Genomic DNA, 20,058 nt, shown 5'->3' with positions numbered 1-20,058 from the left:
TCTGCGTCTTTCGCCGGGCGGACGGGTCGACGGTGGGCGCCTGCGGAACTCATCGGTCGCCATGTAGACCCTGTACGCAAAGAAAGAGACCATGAATGTCGCCAGCGACCACCACTCGACGACTCCTGCCAGCACCACTGCGAGAGCCGCGACGGCGATCAGGACGAGCACGCCAGGGACGGCGATCCGACGGATCGACCTACGCCTCTCGGCCCGGATATTTTCACTGATCGGGTCGCGGGCCTGCTCACTCTCCGACTCCCGTCGTGTCGCCTGGCGCCACCGGTGGAGGAACCCCGAGCTCCCGTCCGGGGCCGGAGACACCTCAGCTGTCGGGGGCTCGGGCGCCAGGGAGGTGAACGTCGGTGGATGCGCGGGGTTTGCCGGGTACAGATACGACTCGGAAGAGATTCGAGCTACATCGAATGGGTTCAGCGGTTCAGCAGAGTCAAGAGCATTCGCGTCGTCAGAGGGTTCTCTAGCGTTCACATGACATCTCGAGGGCAGGCGGCGTTGCCGGCGCGACGATCGTTCGGGGCATAGCCCCCAGAATATGGTTTCGCCGGCCCGTCGGACGCCACCCACTTCGGGTGCCCGCACTCCGCGGTTGGCGTCAGTCGTAGATGACCGCCTGGCCTCGGCGTCGGAGGTCAGCGAGGCCGTCGCGCATGGCCTGCACCTGGTCGGGCGTGTGTCCCACCCATTCCACGAGTTCTCCCACGACCTTCACCGGTTCCCGGGTACGGAATGACCGGGTCGGATTGCCGGGGAACTTCTTGTCCGTCACGTTGGGGTCGTCCTCCAGCGCGCCGGTCGGTTCCACGATGTAGATCCGACCGCTGCCCTCACCGACGGCCAGCTCAGCGCCCCAGGTCGCGGCATCCAGAGTCGCGGTGACGTAGACGTGGTTGGCCGTCCTTCCTTCTTCGAAGTTCGAGCCGCGTCCGGGAACCAGGAATTCTCCGATCGTCAGGTCCGCCTTTGTGCCGTGAAACAGGGCTCCCGATTCGTGGACCTCGAACGCTGTGGGCGCGCCGGTCATGCGCCGCCCTCGTCACTCATATCGCCTGTCTCGGGGACAGATCCGGTCGGGCCGTAACGCAGGAGGACCGCGCCCTTCGAAGAAGCAGGCTCTGCAGCGAGCAGAGTGAGGGCGGTGGGTGGTCCGTCGTCGGCGAACAGGCGTTTGCCGGCACCGACCACGATCGGGTACACCCACAGGTTCAACTGGTCGAACAGGTTCTCGGCGACGAGGGTACGGGCGAAGTCGATGCTGCCGATGACGTGGATCTCCTGGTGCCGCTCGCGCAATGCTGAGAGCTCGGCAACGAGATCGCTCCCGAGCAGGTGCGAGTCGCGCCAGGTCAGCTCCGGCGTTCCCCGCGACGCGACGTATTTCGGGATCGCCTCGAACTTGCGTGCGATCTCGGCAGCGGGCCCGTCGAGATGATGGGGCCAGTAGGAGGCGAAGATGTCGTAGGTTCGCCGCCCGAGGAGGAGGGCGTCCATGGCCTGTATCCCCTCGGATACCTGGGCGCCGTCGGCCTCGTCGATCAGGGGCGCCTGCCAGCCGCCGAACCTGAACCCGCTTTCGGTGTCTTCGTCGGGGCCACCTGGGGCCTGGGCAACCCCGTCGAGCGTTGTGAAGTGGTCGATGTGGATGCGTCCTGGCATGGGAATCTCCTTTCGCCGCGGCCCTGTGCTCCGAAATGCACTGACGGATCCGAAACCGTCGCCCGCGAACGTCTCACACACGATACGTCCGAGACACAGGCCTGCACCAGGCATCCATGAACCATTGGAAGAGGAGCCTCGGGCGAAGAGGAGGAAAACAGGCAACGTTCGCCTGGGTAGATTTCACCCCCATCGACCTACTTGCAGCTGATCGATGTCAGCTGCGCATAGTCGTCGCCCTCCGCTTCAGCGGCTTCGACGACGATGGATGTCATGGGTTCGACCGTCACTAAGCGCTCGATCTCGTGAGGGAAGTTGCCGTACATGTTGGTGAATGTGATTGTGACAGTGGCGGTGGCGCACTCCGGCTCGGTCATGAGCACCCACTCCCAGCATGACTCGCTCGCGCACAAAGTCCACGCCTCCGCAACCTCTACGACCTCGACGCCGTCCACGAGGTATGGGTCGGAATAGATTGCCCCAACGGGGTCGGCAAGGAAGTCGGAGCCCTGCACCGCGTCGGTGACCGCGTCGGCGACGAGGGTGCCGGCCTGGAGCGTCAGACCGAGCACCAGGGCCGCGCCGCCGATCCAGGCCGCGATGACGAGCCATCCCCTTCGCTTTCTTGGAGCCGGCGGAGGAGGCGGCGGCGCCTGGAACGGAGCGGCAGGCGCATACGAATAGTAGTTGGCCTGCTCCACGGGACCCCCGGCGTACCCGGGAAACACGATTGGAGGGCCTGTTGTTTCGGGGTTTGTGGCAAATGGGTGCGTGAACGGTGCGGGGTGGACGCCGCTCGCGCCGTTGTCGGGGAGGTCAGTGTTCACGCGGGCGGTCACACGTTGACGGCGTTGCCGGCGCGACATTCGTTGGAGGCATGGCCACGAGCGTATTGTCCGGGGGCGCGTGCGCACCCCACCCCTTTCGGGGCATGATTCGCTCCGGACGACGTATGAGCAGCACCGATCGTCGCGCCGCCCGGGCCGCGTCTAGGGGTGACTCTTTCCCGCCCACGGGTCGTAGTCGACCTCGAGTTCCTCCTGTTCCGGGCGCTCCTTCTCTGGGACGTGCTGCAGGTTCACGCGGACTCGGTACCAGAGCGAGCTCGATCCACGCATCCCGTCGACCAGCACGTCGGCCGGCTCGAGGAGCTTGACCACGCCGGGGTGTTTCGACTTCCAGTGCTCGAGGCCGTCCAACGCCTCCGGCTTGGTCTTTGCGCGGGCGATCTCGATGAGCGGCATCGTCGACGCCCGTCGCCCGGATCCGTCGGAGGATTTCGGAGGCTTCTCCGCCGGGCCGAGCTCGTCGGCGAGAGCGAGCAGCGCTTCAAGGCTGCCGACCGCGCGGTCGATTCCGGATGCCGGGTCGCCGCGCTCTGCGAACCGCTCCATGACCGAGCGCACGGTGAACTCCTCCGGGCGGCATCCCGGAACCTCTTCCCAGTCCAGTGGCGTCGACACGCGGGCATCCGGCAGTGCGCGAACCGAGTACGCCGAGGCGACGGTGCGGTCCTTCGCGTTCTGGTTGAAGTCGACGAAGACGCTCTCGCCGCGCTCCTCCTTCCACCACTTCGCGGTGGCGAGGCCTGGCGCGCGTCGTTCGACTTCGCGCGCCAGGGTCTCGGCCGCGAGCCGGACCTGTCGGAAATCCCAGCGTGGTTCGATCCGGGCGTAGATGTGGATGCCACGTGATCCGGATGTCTTCGGCCAGCCGACGAGACTATGGTCGGTGAGCACGTCGCGGGCGATCATCGCGACGTCGACGATCTGGCGCCAGTCGACGCCGGGCATGGGATCCAGGTCGACGCGGAGCTCATCCGGGTGATCGAGGTCCTCCGCTCGGACAGGGTGGGGGTTGAGGTCGATGCATCCGAGGTTCACAACCCAGGCGAGGGAGGCGGCATCCCGGAGGACGACTTCCTCAGCAGAATTCCCTGAGGCGTAGTGCAGCGTGGCGGTGTCGATCCACTCCGGCCGTTTGTCGGGCGCGCGCTTCTGGAAGAAGGCCTCCTGGTCGATGCCCTTCACGAACCGCTTGAGAACCATGGGCCGGCCGGCGGCTCCGCGAAGCGCTCCGTCGGCGACGGCCAGGTAATACTTGACCAGGTCGAGTTTCGTGACTCCCGGCTCGGGGAAGACCATCTTGTCGGGACTCGAGACGTGCACCTCGCGGGCGTCGACCTCCAGCACGGCGGCTGGGCTCTTCGATGGGCTCACGGGCTCACAATAACCTGCACGCGGTCGGTGCGGCAGCCCCTTGAGACCGCGGACTTCCGCAGTGGTCGGTTCGCCGACGGTTGTTTTCGACAACCCTGAGGAGTACCTTGCGAGGAAACGGCGCCGTGGGCGTCACGGCCGGCGTTCACCCGGCCAGATCACTCCGCAGTCGGCGTCGTCCCACACTCTGGGAGGCGGAAATGAAACGTCCACTTCGATGCCGGCTGGGACTCCACAAATGGGTCCTGAAGCAGGACGCGCCAGATGGCGGGCGTTACCACGGGTGCGCCCGCTGCGACCGGATGAAGGAGAGCGTGTATCGCCCGCACGCGTTCCCGCCGACGATGTGACAGCTCACTCGTCTCCGGGGAACGCTCGCACCAGCTCGGCGGGGAACGCGTTCAACAGTTGACGCCGCAGACGTCTCTTCTGCTTCCAAGCGCGCACGACCAGTTCCAGACTCCTGCCTTCGCGATCGATCAGGCAGATGCATCCGCAACTGCGATTCCCGACTACCGCGACATCGGCCAGCCGGATCGAGGTCAGGCGACCTGCCTTGCGCCTCAAGAGATGTGTCTTCGTGAGCCAAAGCCGATCATTCGAAGATCTGTTGTGCCAGCTGGGCCGGGACTCTCGCATATTCTTGTGCTGACGTTCCGCCTTCTTGCCAGTGTGCTGACGCCAAATGCTGTAGTCGTCTATGGGCAGAGCAAGCTCTTGGATCGCTTTCTTGGGCAGGCGACCGTCGCGCTGCACGGCCACGATCAGGGACGGAAGACAGCTGTTGAGCACTGATTTCAATCCCGTCGCCGTCGCCGACTCCGCGGCGTCGATCAACGACGCGGGGGAGGGAGTCGCCCGCCCGCGGAGCGCGTCAACCACCACGCTGTCGAGGTATACAGTCCCGTTCACCCTGTCCTGGCTGACGGCTGCTGCGACAACGTTGCGGGTGTATTCGATGGCGTCTGCAGAGAATCCGAGAGCCGCAAGCTCGCGCAGGGTGTCGATGCTTGTCGTAAGCGTGATGATGAGATCTTTGTCAGTGGGGTCGAAGATGAGGTCCAATTGACAGACGTCGTTGTCAACACGGGTGATGAAGTGTTCGACGCCGTAGATCAGCCCGCGGGCGTGCCGAAGCCGGGTGAACAGATCGGCGGTCAGCGCCGCACCGAGGACATCCACCTGCGCCGTCGGCACGAGGAGTGACAGCGCGACTCCGTCCTTAGGGGATCTGATGATTCTCGGTGAGGTTGCCGGAGATTGTGCGGGCTCGCGCGTTTCGGGACTGCCCGATGGGAGCACGAGGTCAAGGGCTGCTGGCACCGCTCCTGTGAACGACAACGTGGCGTTCTCCGCGGTCAGCCAACGCCGAGCCCATTCGACGAGTTCGGATCGGCTGAGTCCATGAACCGTCGGAGCGCCGAGTCCCGCGACTCCAAGCCCCCGCAGTCCGAACCGATACGACAGAAGTCCAGGAGATACATGATGGAACGCCAACGCATTCTCCGCTTCGATCACGCGCTTCTCGAAGGACACAGCTTCGTCGGAGATGGAGGAGAGCCCGGCGATCGCCGCGCTGACGGCGTTCAGGAAGTTGGCAACGGCGGCATCCGTCCCCGAAGCAAAGAACTCGACGGAGTCAGTATCGACGCTGCCGCTGTGGAGGATCGGAACGGGTTGGACCAGGCGCAGTATGACGTGCTCGATCAGGTGGGTGATCCCTGCCAGCGTCGGAGGCTCGTCGCGTCGGCCAACCCCAAAGGTCAGCGTCCCCGTCGTGACTCCCTCGCGCCCGAGCGAGTAGGCAGGTATGCCGTTGTGTGATGTGGGTCTCAACTCGTGCATGGTGGGCATCAGTCTGGCAGAGCGGAGGTGACGAATTGCGACTTGCCGCAACGTCGCTGTCCCATCTTGTGGGGGAGTGCGCGTCACCATCGTGGCGCGACATGGCGATAGGCTCGGCCGGCGCACAGAGAGGCCAGGGATGACACACGTAGCGAGAACTGTGGTACTCCGACCTCTTCTTGCAACGCGTATTGCCTGCCAAGCTGTACCCCTTGGGTTCCTGTACGTGGCGCTGATAGCCGTCCGAGAGATGGTTATTCCCGAGTCATGGACCGCACTAGCGTTGATCGCGTCCGCTGGAATGGCCGTTCTGTTCGGCGTGCGTTCCTGGCGCCAATCGGTGATACTCGCCCCCGACCGAATCGTCGTCCGCGGCTTTCTGTGGAGTCGCACGGTCAGCCGCGACCGAGTCACGGGCGTCTCCGATTTCAGTTGGCTCGTCTGGACAGACGCCAGGGGGCGAAAGTTCCTGTCACCGCTGACCGTGTTCTGGATCGTGCCGGGAGCCTTGCACAGGTATAACGAACACGCTGCACGAGGATTGCAGCGGACTCAGATGTGGGCGCGAAAAAAGAAGTGGTGAGGGCATGACGGTAACGGTGCCCTTCCCAAGCCTGTGCGCGATGTTCCCACCGTCCCTGATCACGCCGGATGTGGTCCGTGCAGGACACCGGGCGGGGATGATTCGATCGCGCGAGGTGTGCGACTTCTTTCTCGACCTCCAGACGTCGCGGCCCCTGGGCGCCATCGAAGAGGAGATCGCTCTGGTGTTGTCGGATGAGTATGACCAGCTAGACCACCTCCTGGCCCGACTGTCGCCTCAGGACTCGCCGACCGAATACGCGGCGGATGTCTGGATCTACGGTTCCATCCGCTACCTCCGTGATCGCTGGGCCGAGTTCGCCGATCCGTGGGCCGAGGCTTGGACGACGGTTTTCTACTGGGGCGATCCCGACGATTGGACCCACCTGACTCTCTATCCACCGCCCAGGCGCTCGCCGTTGTTGCGATGGTTACCCCTGCGACCCGACCAGCCCTTCGGCGTTCAGGTCGACGAGGCCCTCCATTCCGATCGCGCCTGGCGCGGTGCGGGCGCCGACGAATACTGGCCGCCCTTTGTGGTCCGCCGGCCGGCCCCCGAGCGCTCGCCGCTGCTCCGGTGGTGGCCGCGGACTCCGGCGGAATCCTTCGAGGTGCAGGTCGACGACTTCCTTGAGCTCAAGCGAGTGCAGCTCGGCGCCCACTGAGACGCCTGGCAAGCAGATGGGTGTCAACCGTGTCAGGATGGGCCGATTCCACCGAACACAGGGGAGAGGTCCTGACGATGGCGACACCGGAGTTCGTGCTGGCCCTGCGCGAGAAGATCGGCACCGCCCCCCTGTGGCTTTCCGGCGTCACAGCCGTCGTCGTTCGAGGGAACGAGGTGTTGCTCGTGCGGCGAGTCGACAACGGGGCGTGGACACCGGTTACGGGGATCATCGACCCGGGCGAAGAACCCGCGGTTGCGGCGGTTCGCGAGGTGGAGGAAGAGGCGGGTGTTCAGTCCCGTCCGGAAAGCCTGGTCTGGGTGCGTGTCACCGAACCCGTCGTTTACTCGAACGGTGATGTGACCCAGTACCTCGATCTCGTGTTCCGCCTGTCGTGGGTGGCCGGAGAACCTGAGCCGGCCGATGACGAGAACACCGAGGCATCCTGGTTCGCCCTGGACGCGTTACCCACGCTGTCGCCCGACATGGCCCGCCGGATTCAGGCCGCCGTGGAGAACCGCCCAGAGGCACGGTTCGAGTTCGCCGACTAGTGAGGCGAAAGCTCCGGGTCAGACGAGACTCCGCCGCATCAGGATTCGCGGGAATCCGCCCGCGATCGAGTCGGTGTCGGCGGCCTTGGTGAAGCCCGCCCGCTCGAACATGCTGCGCGTGCCGACGAACGCCATCGTCAGATCGACACGTTCACCGGCGTTATCGACGGGGTAACTCTCGACCGCCGGCGCTCCGGATGCCTGTGCATACTCGACTGCGCCCTCGATGAGCGCCTCGGTGATGCCCTGTTTTCGGAAACCGGGCCGAACCCGGATGCACCACAGTGACCACACCGGGATGTCGTCGATGTGAGGAATCTTCTTCGAGTTCGCAAACGGATGCAGGTCTGCGCGCGGCGCGATTCCGGCCCAGCCCACCACCTCGCCATCCCGATGCGCGAGAACGCCCGGCGCAAGCTTCCGCGAACAGAGCTCGCGGACCTTGTCCGCCCGTTGTGTTCCCTTGAGCTCCCGATTCTCCTTCGCACTCAACCGCCACGAGAGGCACCAGCAGACCGAGGACTCCGGCTTCTTCGGTGCGAACATGGTCGCCATGTCGTCGAAGTCGTGGGCCGGTCTCACCTCGATGGTCATGACATCCGCCTCCGTCCGTCCTTGTGGACGCGGGTCCATCGTGCCATCAACGATCACTCGGCGGGAAGAGGGCGCGTCGAACGATCGAGAGTGCAGCAGCGGCTCGAAAACCTCGCCAGATAGAGCCACTACTGCAGTCTCGATTGAGGCGACTAGACCGAAGCGGGTGCCGCCGTGCTCTCGCGGACGACGAGCCGCGTGGCGAGATCCATGCGCGGGGCGGAGTCGAGCGGCGTCTCGCTCATCCGGATGACGAGTCGAGCCGCCTCTTCCGCCATGGCGGTGAGCGGCTGATGCACGGTCGTGAGCGCCGGGCTCGACCACTGTGCGAGCTGCAGGTCGTCGTAGCCGACGATCGACAGGTCGTCGGGCACGCGGAGTCCGAGTGTTCTGGCCGCCTCGATCACGCCGAGTGCCTGAAGGTCGCTTCCCGCGAAGATCGCCGTGGGACGGTCGGGAAGCGAGAGTAGTTCGAGCGCGATGCTGCGCCCACCGTCGACCTGGAAGTTTCCGAAACGTACGAATCGATCGTCGATCTCGATGCCGGCCGAGTTCATGGCTGACCGGTAGCCGTCGACGCGGGCGAACGAGCACATCATGTCGTCACGGCCGGTGATCGCTGCGATTCTGGTGTGTCCGAGCTCGATGAGGTGACGGGTGGCGACGAGGCCGCCGGACCAGTTCGCGGATCCGACCGAGGGGACGTCGGGTGCCGGGTCCCCTGCGGGGTCGATGATCACGAAGGGGATGGCGCGTGACCGCAGTTTCGCTTTCGCCTCGGCGGCCAGATCGGAGAAGACGAGCACGACCCCGACCGGGCGACGTCGCAGCACGCCGGTGATCCACGGCGCGGAGGGGGAGTGACGGTCACCGGACTCAGTGAGGACGACACTGAGCCCGTTGGCACGGGCGATATTTTCGACGCCACGAATGATCTCCATCGCCCATGCCGTCTCGAGTTCCGGGAATACCAGCTCGATCAGCGTGCCGCGATTGGGGAGTCCAGCCCGTCGTTTGTACCCTTGGCGGTCCAGAATTTTCTCGATCTTCGCCCTCGTTCCGGCAGAAACATCGGATCGTCCGTTGAGGACTTTTGAAACCGTGGAGAGCGAAACACCCGCCTCATCGGCCAATTCAGCAAGCTTTACCTTGTGTTCGGTGTCGGCCATGGAGAAACCAATCCCTATTTGTTGTCTGAGACAACTTGCGCTTCGCCAGGCAAATGCCTAGGCTCAAACCATCCTAATCACTTTCGACGTGGTTGTCGAAACTTTCGAGAGGCGTTCAACGATGAACAAACGCAGCATCAAAAAGCTGCTCGCGGCGGGAGCTGTCGCGACAGTGTCGCTCGCAGGCTTGGCAGCCTGTAGTTCGGGTGACCAGGGCGGAGATGGTGGCGATGTCACCATGACGTTCTGGCACAACTCGACAACCGGCGCAGGCAAGGCCTACTGGGACTCAACGGTCGCCGACTTCGAGGAGGCGAACCCGGGCGTCAAGATCAAGGTCCAGTCCATCCAGAACGAAGAAATGGATGGGAAGCTCCAGACGGCGCTCAACTCCGGTGACGCTCCCGACATCTTCATGGCACGTGGTGGCGGCAAGCTCGCCGACGTCGTGGCGGCCGGACAGGCGATGGACATCACCGACCTGGTCGACGATTCCACCAAGGCCGCGGTGCCGGAAGGCGTGCTGAGCGCCTTCGCAATCGAAGACAAGATCTACGGAATGCCGACGGCCGTGCTGCCCGGCGGCATCTACTACAGCGGGGACCTTTTCGCTGAAGCAGGTGTCGAAGGAACGCCGACGACCCTCGACGAGCTGGGTTCAGCCGTTGACAAGCTCAAGGGTGCAGGTGTCGACCCCATCGCCGTCGGGGCGAAGGATGCCTGGCCTGCAGCGCACTGGTACTACTTCTTCGCGGTTCGGGCCTGCTCGCAGGACACCCTCAACACGGCAGCAGAAACCATGAAGTTCGACGACCCGTGCTGGCTGGAGGCTGGCGAAAACCTCGCAGACTTCGTCGAGACCGAGCCGTTCAACAACGGATTCCTCACCACCTCGGCGCAGCAGGGTGCAGGTAGCTCCGCAGGCCTCATCGCCAACCACAAGGCAGCCATGGAACTCATGGGTGCGTGGAACCCGGGTGTCATCGCTTCGCTGACCCCTGACGAGAAGCCGCTGCCCGACCTTGGCTGGTTCCCGTTCCCCGAGGTCGACGGTGGCGAGGGCGAGCCTGGCGCAATGATGGGCGGCGTCGACGGTTTCACCTGCTCGGCACAGGCCCCGAAGGAAGAGTGCAGCGCTTTCCTGAACTTCTTCATGCAGAAGGAGTACCAGGAAGGCTACGCGGAGGCGTTCCAGACGATTCCCGCCAACCAGGAGGCTCAGGGCGTCGTGAAGGACGCTGCGCTGCTCTCCATCATCGAGTCCTACAACGAGGCGCCGTACGTCACGGTGTGGCTCGACACGCTGTTCGGACAGAACGTCGGAAACGCGCTCAACAAGGGTGTGGTCGACCTGTTCGCCGGTCAGGGTACAGCTGAAGACATCGTCTCCGCCGTGAACGACGCAGCAGCAAAGGGATAGCACCAGATAATGACTGAACCTGCAGGGGGTGCTTCGTCAATGACCGACAAGCAGCCGCCGCAGGCCACGGTTACGGCAGGGGATGGCGCACGCGCGTCGTCCCCTGCCGCACCGCGGCCCAGACGGCGTAAAACTGACTGGCGCAAGCGCCTCGAAATCACGGTCCTGGCCGGACCAGCGATCGTCGTCTTCGTCGGCTTCGTGATCTTCCCGGTCATCCTCGCCGGTTACTACGGTTTCTTCCGCTGGAAGGGCTATGGGCCAGCCACCGACTTCGTCGGTTTCGACAACTACATGATCATCTTCCAGGACCCTGCGTTCCACGACGTGCTGCGCCACAATGGGTTCATCCTGGTGCTGTCACTTGTGATCCAGGGACCCATCGCGGTCATCCTCGCACTCCTGCTCAACCAGAAGATCCGAGGCCGTTCGCTCATCCGCGTCCTCATCTTCGTCCCGTACATCATCTCCGAGGTCATCGTCGGGATCGGCTGGGGCCTCATGCTCCAGACCTCAGGTGCTGTCAACGCACTTCTCGAGAGCATCGGACTTGGCGCACTCCAGGCCGACTGGCTCTCGGATCCGAACATCGCCATCTGGTCTCTGATGGTCATCATTTCGTGGAAGTACATCGGCTTCGCCGTGATCCTGTTCCTCGCGGGTTTGCAGAGTATTCCCGACGAACTGTTCGAAGCGGCTGCGATCGACGGAGCCAGCTACTGGCAGATTCAGCGCACGATCACTCTGCCCCTCCTCGGACCGACCCTCCGGATCTGGGCGTTCCTCTCGATCATCGGCTCACTGCAGTTGTTCGACCTCGTCTTCATCATCTGGGGTCAGTACGTCGCATCGACGGCTGGAACCTCCACGATGGCCACCTACATGGTCGCCAACGGACGCACATCGGGCAACTTCGGCTACGGCAGTGCTGTCGCGGTCGTCATGTTCCTGATCTCCCTCGTCATCGCATTGATCTACCAGCGGTTCGTCCTTCGACGTGACACAGCCGGCGCTCTCACAGAAGGAAAGAAGTGATGACTGTTCTCGAAGCCCCCGCGCTCCCTCGCGAAAAGCGTCCACCAGGTGGCCGCCAGCCGTGGGGCAGCCCGGCGACCTACTTCATTGCGTTTGTCTTCATCGCACTCTGTCTCGGACCCGTCATCTACATCATCCTCGGTGGGTTCCGCGACAATTCGCAGATCACCAACTCGCCTGCAGGATTCCCGAACCCGTGGCGATTCGACAACTACGCCGAGGTGCTCGCAAGCTCCACGTTCTGGCAGCAGGTCGGCAACTCGGCAATTGCCGGGATCGCCACGACACTCGGTGTGGTGGTGCTCGGTCTCATGGCGAGCTTCATCCTCGCTCGATACAGGTTCGCCGGTCGGGGAGCGATGTACTCGCTGTTCGCCGCCGGGCTCATGTTCCCCATGACCGTGGCGATCACACCCCTCTACATCCTCGTCAAGGACCTGGGCCTGATGAACAGCCTGGCGGGCGTGATCCTCCCGCAGATCGCCTTCGGCCTCCCTGTGACGATCATCATCCTGGTGCCTTTCCTCAAAGCCATCCCCGATGAAATCGAGGAGGCCGCGTCGATCGACGGTACCAGCCGACTCGGCTTCTTCTTCCGGATGGTCGTTCCGCTATCCCTGCCCGGCGTGGTGACGACAGGCATCCTCGCCTTCGTGGCGAGCTGGAACAGCTATCTCCTGCCGCTGTTCATCCTCAGTGACCAGTCGACGTACACACTGCCGCTTGGCGTCCAGGCGTTTGCCTCGCAGTATTCGGTCGACACGGCCAAGGTGCTCGCGTTCACCTCGCTCTCGATGATTCCGGCGCTCATCTTCTTCACGCTGTTCGAGCGCCGCATCGTCGGCGGACTCACTGGCGCCGTCAAAGGTTAGGACCTCCCTTGAGCACCACGACACCGACTACAACCGCGCCTGCGTGGCGTGACGTCACCGCATCCGGTCCAGACCGGGTCGAAGCACTTCTCGCCGAACTCACCCTCGAGGAGAAGATCGCCCAGCTGTTCGGAGTCTGGGTCGGCGCCTCAAGTGAGGGAGGAGACGTCGCACCGCACCAGCACGACATGGACGACGTCGTCGACCTCGATGCTCTCCTGCCGAACGGTCTCGGTCAGCTGACCCGGCCGTTCGGATCCGCACCGGTGGACCCGGCTCTCGGAGCCCTGTCGCTCCTCCGCAGCCAGCGCCGGATCGCGGCATCCAATCGCTTCGGCATACCCGCCGTGGCCCACGAGGAATGCCTGGCCGGATTCGCGACGTGGGGGGCAACCGCATACCCGGTGCCGTTGGCATGGGGTGCCTCGTTCAACCCCCGCCTCATCGAACGGATGTCACACCGCATCGGCTCCGACATGCGCTCAGTCGGCATCCACCAGGGCCTCGCTCCGGTGCTCGACGTCGTCCGGGATGCCCGTTGGGGTCGCGTCGAAGAGACCATCGGAGAGGATCCGTACCTCATCGGCGCGATCGGAACCGCCTACGTCCGCGGCCTTGAATCGGCCGGGATCATCGCAACCCTCAAGCACTTCGTCGGCTACTCGGCGTCCAAGGCCGGGCGCAACCTCGCTCCTGTCTCGGTCGGCTCGCGGGAGCTCGCCGATGTGCTGCTCGCGCCGTTCGAGATGGTCGTGCGGGAGGGCAAGCCGCGTTCGGTGATGCACTCGTACACCGACATCGACGGCGTACCGTCGGCCGCTGACGAGTCACTTCTCACCGGGCTGCTGCGCGACACCTGGGGCTTCGACGGAACCGTTGTCGCCGACTACTTCGGCATCGCCTTCCTCAAAATGCTCCACCGGGTCGCTGGTTCCTGGGGCGAGGCTGCGGCGCTCGCGCTGACCGCAGGTGTCGATGTCGAACTCCCTACCGTGAAGACCTTCGGTGAGCCGCTCGTCGAAGCGATCCGATCCGGGGCCCTCGACGAAGCCGTCATCGACCGCGCCGTGCGTCGCGTGCTGCGTCAGAAGGTCGAGCTCGGTCTGCTCGACCTCGACTGGGATGCCACCCCTGACGCCCTGAACGGCGTCAACGTCGATGACGCCGAAGCGCTTCGCGGGACCATCGACCTCGACAATGCCGGCAACCGCGCCGTCGCCCGCGAGATCGCTGAACAGTCGATCGTTCTGCTGAGCAACGACCGCACCCTCCCGCTCGCCTCGCCGCGGCGCATAGCCGTCGTCGGTCCGACAGCCGACGATCCCTTCGCCGTTCTCGGTTGCTATTCGTTCCCTGCCCACGTGGGTGTCCAGCATCCCGATTCGGCCATGGGAATCGAGCTGCCGACCCTGCTGGAGAGCCTGAGTGCCGAGTTCCCCGGGGCCGAAATCGAGTACGTCGTCGGCACCACGATCGACGGGGGAGAGACGTCCGGGATCGACGCCGCGGTGGATGCTGCCAATCGGGCAGACATCGTCATCGTCGCGCTCGGCGACAGGGCCGGGCTCTTCGGTCGCGGCACGAGCGGTGAGGGATGCGATGTCGAGTCGCTCCGTCTGCCCGGCGCCCAGCAGGATCTGCTCGACGCGGTCCTCGCATCGTCGACCCCCGCCGTCGTCACCCTGCTCGCCGGTCGGCCGTACGCTCTCGGCTCCGCCGTCACCGGTGCCGCGGCGATCGTGCAGGCCTTCTTCGCAGGTGAGGAAGGAACCGGTGCACTCGCCGGCATCCTCTCCGGTCGGGTCAACCCGAGCGGCCGGCTTCCGGTGAGCATCCCCGCTTCTGAGGGTACGCAGCCGTCTACGTACCTCGCCGCGCCTCTCGCTCGCTCGAACAGCGTGTCGAGCATCGACCCGACCGCGGCGTTCGCGTTCGGTCACGGCATCGGATACTCGCACTTCGCCTGGAGCGCTCGCGACCACGGCCCTGACACGATCTCCGTCGACGGTGTCGCGACCGTGGGTCTGCGCGTCCAGAACACAGGGGAGCGGAGGGGCGTCGAAATCGTGCAGGTCTATGTCCATGACCCCGTCGCATCCGTGGTCCGGCCGGTCCAGCGTCTCGTCGGCTTCCACCGTGTGGAACTCGAGCCCGGGGAATCGGTCGACCTCTCGATCCACGTCCCCGCCGATGTCACGAGCTTCACCGGGCGAGACGGACGGCGCGTCGTCGAGCCGGGCGAGATCGTGGTCGGACTCGGAGCGTCGAGCACCGACATCCGAATCTCGCACTCCGTTCGGCTGACCGGCGACACGCGCCGGGTCGGGTTCGACCGTGCGTTCCACCCGAGTATCGACGAGATCGCGCGGCACACCGGGTGAGCGTCGACCACCGACGCGCGACCGCACAGGTCACCGTGCTCGACGCTCGCGGTGAGCGGGTTCGCGATGCGACCGTCACCGTCGAACAGCAGCGTCATGCCTTCGCCTTCGGCAACATCGGGTTCGATTTCATCCCGCTCGCCAACGGTGAAACGGGTCGCGACTCGGCGAACGAAGCGACGTTCGGTGGTGCGTCGCTCGACGGGCTCGCCGATCTGTCCGCGAAATGGCTGGAGCTCTTCAACACCGCGACCCTGCCGTTCTATTGGCGGGGGTTCGAGCCGGTTCAGGGCAGCCCAGACACCGCGCGTCTCCTCGCCGCGGCGAAGTGGTTCGCCGACCGGGGAGTGACGGTGAAGGGGCATCCGCTGACCTGGCACACGCTCGCTCCCGAATGGCTCACCGCAGTGCCGGTCGACGAGATCGAGAAACTGCAGCGGGCGCGGATCCGACGTGAGGTCACCGACTTCGCCGGTGTCATCGACACCTGGGATGCCATCAACGAGGTCGTCATCATGCCGGTGTTCACGGCAGAGGAGAACGGCATCTCCCGGCTGGCCAGAAGCATCGGTCGTGTTCCCATCGTGGGGCTGGCGTTCGAGGAGGCGCGGGCCGCGAACCCGTCGGCCACGCTGGTCCTCAACGACTTCGACCTGTCGAGCGAATACGAGGCGCTGATCGAGGCCGTCCTCGACGCGGGCATCACCGTGGATGCGATCGGTCTCCAGACTCACATGCACCAGGGCTACTGGGGTGAGGAAGCCATGCTGGAGACGGTCGACCGCTTCGCCCGTTTCGGGCTGCCCCTGCACCTGACCGAGTCGACGATCCTCTCGGGACACCTCATGCCGCCGGAGATCGTCGACCTCAACGATTACCAGATCCCGTCGTGGCCGTCGACGCCGGAGGGCGAGGAGCGCCAGGCCGACGAGATCGTCCGCCACTACCGATCGCTCGTCGGGCATCCGTCGGTCGAGGCGATCACCTACTGGGGAATCACGGATGACGGTGCCTGGCTCGGTGCCCCAGGCGGTCTCGTCCGTGCTGACGGCTCGGCGAAACCGTCGTTCGAGGCGCTGCGGTCGCTGATCAAGGGCGAGTGGTGGCTGCCGGAAACGCACATGCGTACGGATGCCGACGGGAGGCTGTCGCTCTCAGGGTTCCTCGGCGACTACGTCGTGCGGTCGGACGGGCACAGCGCGTCAGTGACCCTGACCGCGGACGAAGACGCGCTGACGGCGCAGCTGGGCTGAGACGCCCGGCTGTGTCTGAGAACGATTCCAGGCCACTCGGACCCGGTCCCGTCTAGAAACGGCGACGCCGCCCCGGTGTGACGGCTGCCGTGACCACGGCCGCTTTTGCGACCGGGGCAGGGCCGGGGCGGACCGCGGCTCCGACGACAGCGGCGCGGGCCACCGGAGCGCCGACGACGCCCACCCGTCCGACTCGTGCAGCTCTCAATGGCATCTCATGCTCCTGTCTTCTCGCGTGCTTCATCGGCCTCGACCGAGGCAATGATCGCCTGGATAGGAATTCGTCCGCTGGCGATCAGTTGGCCACCGGCATGCCGCGCCGCCGACGCGAAGGGCGCCGCCCAGAGGTTCTCATAGACGAGAACACCGGCGACGCTTCCCGGCTCCATCGCGTTGGCGAGCCGCTCCACGTCCTCCGCCGCGAGCAGCTCGGCGAGCTGGGCTTCGAGTTGGACCAGAGCGCCGAGATCGCCGAGATCCGACAACTCCATCGCCTCGACGCTTCCATCGTCGTCCTTGGAAAGGATGACCATGTCGATCACCCTGATCGTGCCTGCGTCTACCAGCTTCACCAGTTCCTGAGCGATCTCGCCCGTGAAGTTCGCCTGGCCCGCCGGAAACTCGATCACGAGAAAATCCACCGGTCCCAGTTTGTCCACGTCACTGTCAGCCATGTCGCCAATCCTTTGGGTGTTCCTTGCTCAGCGCGAATTTCGCGCGCATGGACAGGCTCTTCCTGCCGCGCCAACGAATCATCACCCGATCGGGATGATTCGTGTCACGGCGGGGACGCAAGCCCCGCTCCCTGTGCAAATGCGGAGCAAACGGGCCAGGAACGCGCATCCTTGCTAACCTGATCAGAGGCCGCGGGATGCGGCCCCGGACGAGGGATCAGTACCCGGAACGCGACAAGACTGGCCAGGAACGAACAGTCATGTCGTGGGTCATTCTTATTGCGTCCGGAATCCTTGAAGCCGTCTGGGCGACGGCCCTGGGCAAGTCCGAGGGCTTCACAAAGCTCTGGCCGTCTGTGATCTTCGGCGTTGCTCTCGCCGTCAGCATGGGCGGTCTCGCGTGGGCCATGCGTGAGATCCCGATCGGCACCGCATACGCGGTGTGGGTGGGCATCGGCGCGGCATTGACCGTGGCGTGGTCGATGATCACCGGTGATGCGAGCATCTCCTGGATCAAGATCGCGCTGCTTCTCGGGCTCATCGGATGCATCGTCGGCCTGAAGCTCGTCGACGACGCACACTAGAGCTCTGGGGGACGGGCCGCCGCCTATTGCCTCGCCATCGCGACACGCATGCGTTCGTCCGGGTCGATGAAATGGTCGTTGTCGTCGTCGCCGACGTCGATCTGCACCCAGTTGATCTTCCCGGTGAAGCGACTGCTGTGCAGGTCGTAATCGGGGCTGACGGACGTGCCGGATTCGTACCCCACGTCCGTCGTCTCATCCGCGGAGAAGATCATGGCCTGGGTGGCACCGACCCGGCCGGTCCCGACAGTGGTGCCGTCGTAGTACAGCGTCACGCCGCCGCCTTTCGCGAGCCCGCCGCCGTCGTAGGCGAACTCCATCCGCACCTGATGGATTCCCGTCGGAAGCGGTTTTTCGGCTTCGGTGCCGAACTCGTGGATCCCGAGGACGTTGTAGACGAACTTCGCCGTCCCGTTCCTTAGATAGAGGCTCCAGCCCCCGAAACGACCGCCCTGGGCGATGATGACACCGTTGGCGCCCTTCGCGGGGATTTCCAATTCAGTGGTCACCGAGAACGATTTGTTCTTGATGTTGATGACACTGTTTTCCGAGAGTCGGCCCATTCCGGAGAAGAGAAGCTGCGAGGTGCCACGGATGAGGGTCGGCCGGCCGGCGATGTCGGCGTTCACCCGGTCCGCGGTGCGGTCGTCAAGAGGAAGCACGTTGTACTTGACCGCCTCGATCAGCCAGAGCCGCTGAAGTTCGTGGAGCTTGTCGGGATGTTCGGAGGCGAGGTTTCGGGCCTGACTGTAGTCAGCAGTGCCGTCATAGAGTTCCCAGGCGTCGTCGTCGAACGCGATCGTGCCTCCTCCGACCATGTCCCACGGGGTCCGGTGTTTCGTGACGGCGCTCCAGCCGTCGTGGTAGATCCCGCGGTTGCCGAACATCTCGAAGTACTGCAGGCTGTGGCGTTCGGCGGCAGTCTGATCGCCGAACGCGTACAGCATGCTCGTGCCCTCCATCGGCGTCTGCAACACACCGTTCACCATGGTCGGCTCGGGAAGGCCGGCGGCTTCGAGGATGGTGGGGGCGACATCGATGCAGTGAGTGAACTGGGATCGCATTCCACCCTTCTCGGCGATGCCGTTCGGCCAGTGCACGATGGTTCCGTTCCTGGTGCCGCCCCAGTGCGAGGCGACCTGCTTGGTCCACTGGAAGGGCGTGTCCATCGCCCACGCCCAGCCGACCGCGTAGTGGTTGTAGGAAGTGGGAGTGCCGAATTCATCCATCTTGGAAACCATGAATTCGGGGGTCTCGAGAGCCGCCATTCCGTTGAAGTTCGCCATTTCGTTGAAGGCGCCGTTGAGCGTTCCCTCCGCTGACGCTCCGTTGTCGCCGATGATGTAGTAGATGATCGTGTCGTCGAGCACTCCGAGGTCATCGATGGCGTCGATCACCCGGCCGACATGGTGGTCGGTGTGCTCGAGGAAACCGGCGTAGACCTCCATCTCCCGTTCTAGAACTGGCTTGAGCTCGGCGGGCATGTCGTCCCATGCGGGGATCTCCTTGTGCCGCGGAGTGAGTTCGGCATCGGCCGGAATGACACCCAGCTCCTTTTGCCGAGCGAAAGTCGATTCGCGTTGGGCATCCCAGCCGCCGGCGAACTTGCCCTTGTACTTTGCCGGCCATTCCGGAGGAACGTGATGCGGAGCGTGCGTCGCTCCTGGTGCGAAGTAGACGAAAAACGGCTTGTCAGGCATGAGCGCCTTCTGCGAACGGATCCAGCTGACGGCGTGGTCGGCCAGATCTTCGGTGAGGTGGTAGCCGTTTTCGGCGGTCGCGGGGGGCTCGACCGGTGTGGTTCCGTCGTACAAGGCCGGCTCCCACTGGTTGTTCTCGCCACCGATGAACCCGTAAAACGTCTCGAATCCGCCGCCGCCAGACGGCCACGCGTCGAAGGGTCCCATCGGGGATGACTGCCAGACCGGCACTTCGTGGCATTTGCCGAACTGGGCCGTCGAGTAGCCGTTGAGTTTGAGCGTCATGGCGAGTGGCGCTTTCGAGTTGGGTCTCAACGAACTGTTGCCTGGAGCGGAGGTAGCCGTCTCGGTGATGCTACCCATCCCGACGGAGTGGTGATTGCGCCCGGTGAGCATCGCCTGGCGTGTGGGTGCGCATAGTGCTGTCGTGTGGAAACGGTTGAATTTCAGTCCGCCTGCGGCGAGCTTCTCAGCATTCGGCGTGTGGCACGGGCCGCCGAACGCGCTCGAGGCGCCGAAGCCCACGTCGTCGAGCAGGATGACGAGCACATTTGGTGCTTCGTGTGGTGGGAGCAGCGGCTCGATCGGTGGATAGGCCGTGGCCGGGTCTTTGGCATCGTACGTTGTCAGACCCGGGGCCGGCCGGTCCGGAATCGGCAACATGGAGCGGGCGTGACGGTCGTGTGTTGGCATGTCAATCTTCCATTCGTGAGCGAAGCTCAAAGCCCCTCGGATCGGAGCAGCATAGACCCGGCGCAAGATCGCCTGCCACCCCCTGCACGGTGACTTCACGCAGAAGAGATGAGACGCGAATGCGGGACAGAAGAGGTCCTCACCCGT

Annotated in this window: 18 protein-coding genes and 1 riboswitch; of the genes, 8 read left to right on the top strand and 10 right to left on the bottom strand. The window is 64.5% G+C overall.

The window, feature by feature from the left end:
* Positions 1-613: 613 nt before the first annotated feature.
* The 5 genes from arr to AC1M0F_RS05130 all read right to left on the bottom strand — a co-directional run bounded on the left by arr (position 614) and on the right by AC1M0F_RS05130 (position 5,828).
* Positions 614-1,042: an NAD(+)--rifampin ADP-ribosyltransferase gene (arr, locus tag AC1M0F_RS05150; RefSeq protein WP_480237115.1), complete on the bottom strand. Its 429-nt coding sequence runs from the start codon at positions 1,040-1,042 to the stop codon at positions 614-616.
* Positions 1,039-1,674, bottom strand: a complete 636-nt coding sequence (locus AC1M0F_RS05145) for a dihydrofolate reductase family protein (RefSeq protein ID WP_480237114.1) — start codon at positions 1,672-1,674, stop codon at positions 1,039-1,041. Before AC1M0F_RS05145 ends, arr begins: the two co-directional genes overlap by 4 nt.
* A gap of 197 nt (positions 1,675-1,871) precedes the next feature.
* On the bottom strand, positions 1,872-2,375 hold the full coding sequence (locus AC1M0F_RS05140) for a hypothetical protein (RefSeq protein WP_480237113.1): 504 nt from the start codon (positions 2,373-2,375) through the stop codon (positions 1,872-1,874).
* A 288-nt stretch (positions 2,376-2,663) separates the two neighbouring features.
* Positions 2,664-3,893, bottom strand: a complete 1,230-nt coding sequence (ligD, locus tag AC1M0F_RS05135) for a non-homologous end-joining DNA ligase (protein WP_480237112.1) — start codon at positions 3,891-3,893, stop codon at positions 2,664-2,666.
* Positions 3,894-4,247: 354 nt separating this feature from the next.
* A complete protein-coding gene (locus AC1M0F_RS05130; protein ID WP_480237111.1) occupies positions 4,248-5,828 on the bottom strand; it encodes an insulinase family protein in 1,581 nt (526 codons plus the stop codon).
* A 497-nt stretch (positions 5,829-6,325) separates the two neighbouring features.
* On the opposite strand from AC1M0F_RS05130, the gene AC1M0F_RS05125 reads away from it, so the two are divergent.
* Complete coding sequence (locus AC1M0F_RS05125; RefSeq protein ID WP_480237110.1) at positions 6,326-6,985, top strand: hypothetical protein; 660 nt, start codon at positions 6,326-6,328, stop codon at positions 6,983-6,985.
* Between the two features lie 20 nt (positions 6,986-7,005).
* Complete coding sequence (locus AC1M0F_RS05120) at positions 7,006-7,536, top strand: NUDIX hydrolase (protein ID WP_480237109.1); 531 nt, start codon at positions 7,006-7,008, stop codon at positions 7,534-7,536.
* 18 nt (positions 7,537-7,554) lie between these two features.
* On the opposite strand, the gene AC1M0F_RS05115 is transcribed toward AC1M0F_RS05120, so the two are convergent.
* Both AC1M0F_RS05115 and AC1M0F_RS05110 read right to left on the bottom strand, forming a co-directional pair.
* Positions 7,555-8,130 carry a GNAT family N-acetyltransferase gene (locus tag AC1M0F_RS05115; RefSeq protein WP_480237108.1) on the bottom strand — a complete coding sequence of 192 codons (576 nt, stop codon included), beginning with the start codon at positions 8,128-8,130 and terminating at the stop codon, positions 7,555-7,557.
* 152 nt (positions 8,131-8,282) lie between these two features.
* Positions 8,283-9,299 carry a LacI family DNA-binding transcriptional regulator gene (locus AC1M0F_RS05110; protein ID WP_480237107.1) on the bottom strand — a complete coding sequence of 339 codons (1,017 nt, stop codon included), beginning with the start codon at positions 9,297-9,299 and terminating at the stop codon, positions 8,283-8,285.
* 121 nt (positions 9,300-9,420) lie between these two features.
* Between AC1M0F_RS05110 and AC1M0F_RS05105 the strand changes: the two genes are divergently transcribed.
* The 5 genes from AC1M0F_RS05105 to AC1M0F_RS05085 are packed head-to-tail and all read left to right on the top strand — an operon-like array spanning position 9,421 to position 16,260.
* On the top strand, positions 9,421-10,719 hold the full coding sequence (locus AC1M0F_RS05105; protein ID WP_480237106.1) for an extracellular solute-binding protein: 1,299 nt from the start codon (positions 9,421-9,423) through the stop codon (positions 10,717-10,719).
* 39 nt (positions 10,720-10,758) lie between these two features.
* Positions 10,759-11,754 carry a carbohydrate ABC transporter permease gene (locus tag AC1M0F_RS05100; RefSeq protein WP_480237105.1) on the top strand — a complete coding sequence of 332 codons (996 nt, stop codon included), beginning with the start codon at positions 10,759-10,761 and terminating at the stop codon, positions 11,752-11,754.
* Positions 11,754-12,626, top strand: coding sequence for a carbohydrate ABC transporter permease (locus tag AC1M0F_RS05095; RefSeq protein WP_480237104.1), 873 nt, complete (start codon positions 11,754-11,756; stop codon positions 12,624-12,626). Before AC1M0F_RS05100 ends, AC1M0F_RS05095 begins: the two co-directional genes overlap by 1 nt.
* An 8-nt stretch (positions 12,627-12,634) precedes the next feature.
* Positions 12,635-15,007, top strand: a complete 2,373-nt coding sequence (locus tag AC1M0F_RS05090; protein ID WP_480237103.1) for a beta-xylosidase/alpha-l-arabinosidase — start codon at positions 12,635-12,637, stop codon at positions 15,005-15,007.
* Positions 15,004-16,260 carry an endo-1,4-beta-xylanase gene (locus AC1M0F_RS05085; RefSeq protein WP_480237102.1) on the top strand — a complete coding sequence of 419 codons (1,257 nt, stop codon included), beginning with the start codon at positions 15,004-15,006 and terminating at the stop codon, positions 16,258-16,260. Before AC1M0F_RS05090 ends, AC1M0F_RS05085 begins: the two co-directional genes overlap by 4 nt.
* A gap of 52 nt (positions 16,261-16,312) precedes the next feature.
* Here AC1M0F_RS05085 and AC1M0F_RS05080 read toward each other — a convergent pair whose 3' ends face one another.
* Together AC1M0F_RS05080 and AC1M0F_RS05075 are read right to left on the bottom strand one after the other, a co-directional pair.
* Positions 16,313-16,474 carry a hypothetical protein gene (locus tag AC1M0F_RS05080; RefSeq protein ID WP_480237101.1) on the bottom strand — a complete coding sequence of 54 codons (162 nt, stop codon included), beginning with the start codon at positions 16,472-16,474 and terminating at the stop codon, positions 16,313-16,315.
* Position 16,475: 1 nt separating this feature from the next.
* Positions 16,476-16,934 carry a DUF6325 family protein gene (locus AC1M0F_RS05075; RefSeq protein ID WP_480237100.1) on the bottom strand — a complete coding sequence of 153 codons (459 nt, stop codon included), beginning with the start codon at positions 16,932-16,934 and terminating at the stop codon, positions 16,476-16,478.
* A 184-nt stretch (positions 16,935-17,118) separates the two neighbouring features.
* Positions 17,119-17,183, top strand: a riboswitch (guanidine-III (ykkC-III) riboswitch).
* An 11-nt stretch (positions 17,184-17,194) separates the two neighbouring features.
* On the opposite strand from AC1M0F_RS05075, the gene AC1M0F_RS05070 reads away from it, so the two are divergent.
* A complete protein-coding gene (locus tag AC1M0F_RS05070; RefSeq protein ID WP_480237099.1) occupies positions 17,195-17,518 on the top strand; it encodes a DMT family transporter in 324 nt (107 codons plus the stop codon).
* A gap of 23 nt (positions 17,519-17,541) precedes the next feature.
* Here AC1M0F_RS05070 and AC1M0F_RS05065 read toward each other — a convergent pair whose 3' ends face one another.
* Entirely contained in the window at positions 17,542-19,911 is a 2,370-nt protein-coding gene (locus tag AC1M0F_RS05065) for an arylsulfatase (RefSeq protein ID WP_480237098.1), read from the bottom strand.
* Positions 19,912-20,058: the final 147 nt, after the last annotated feature.

It is taken from the genome of Mycetocola sp. Y719 (assembly GCF_056713205.1).
This window is presented reverse-complemented; position numbering and strand designations above follow the sequence as displayed.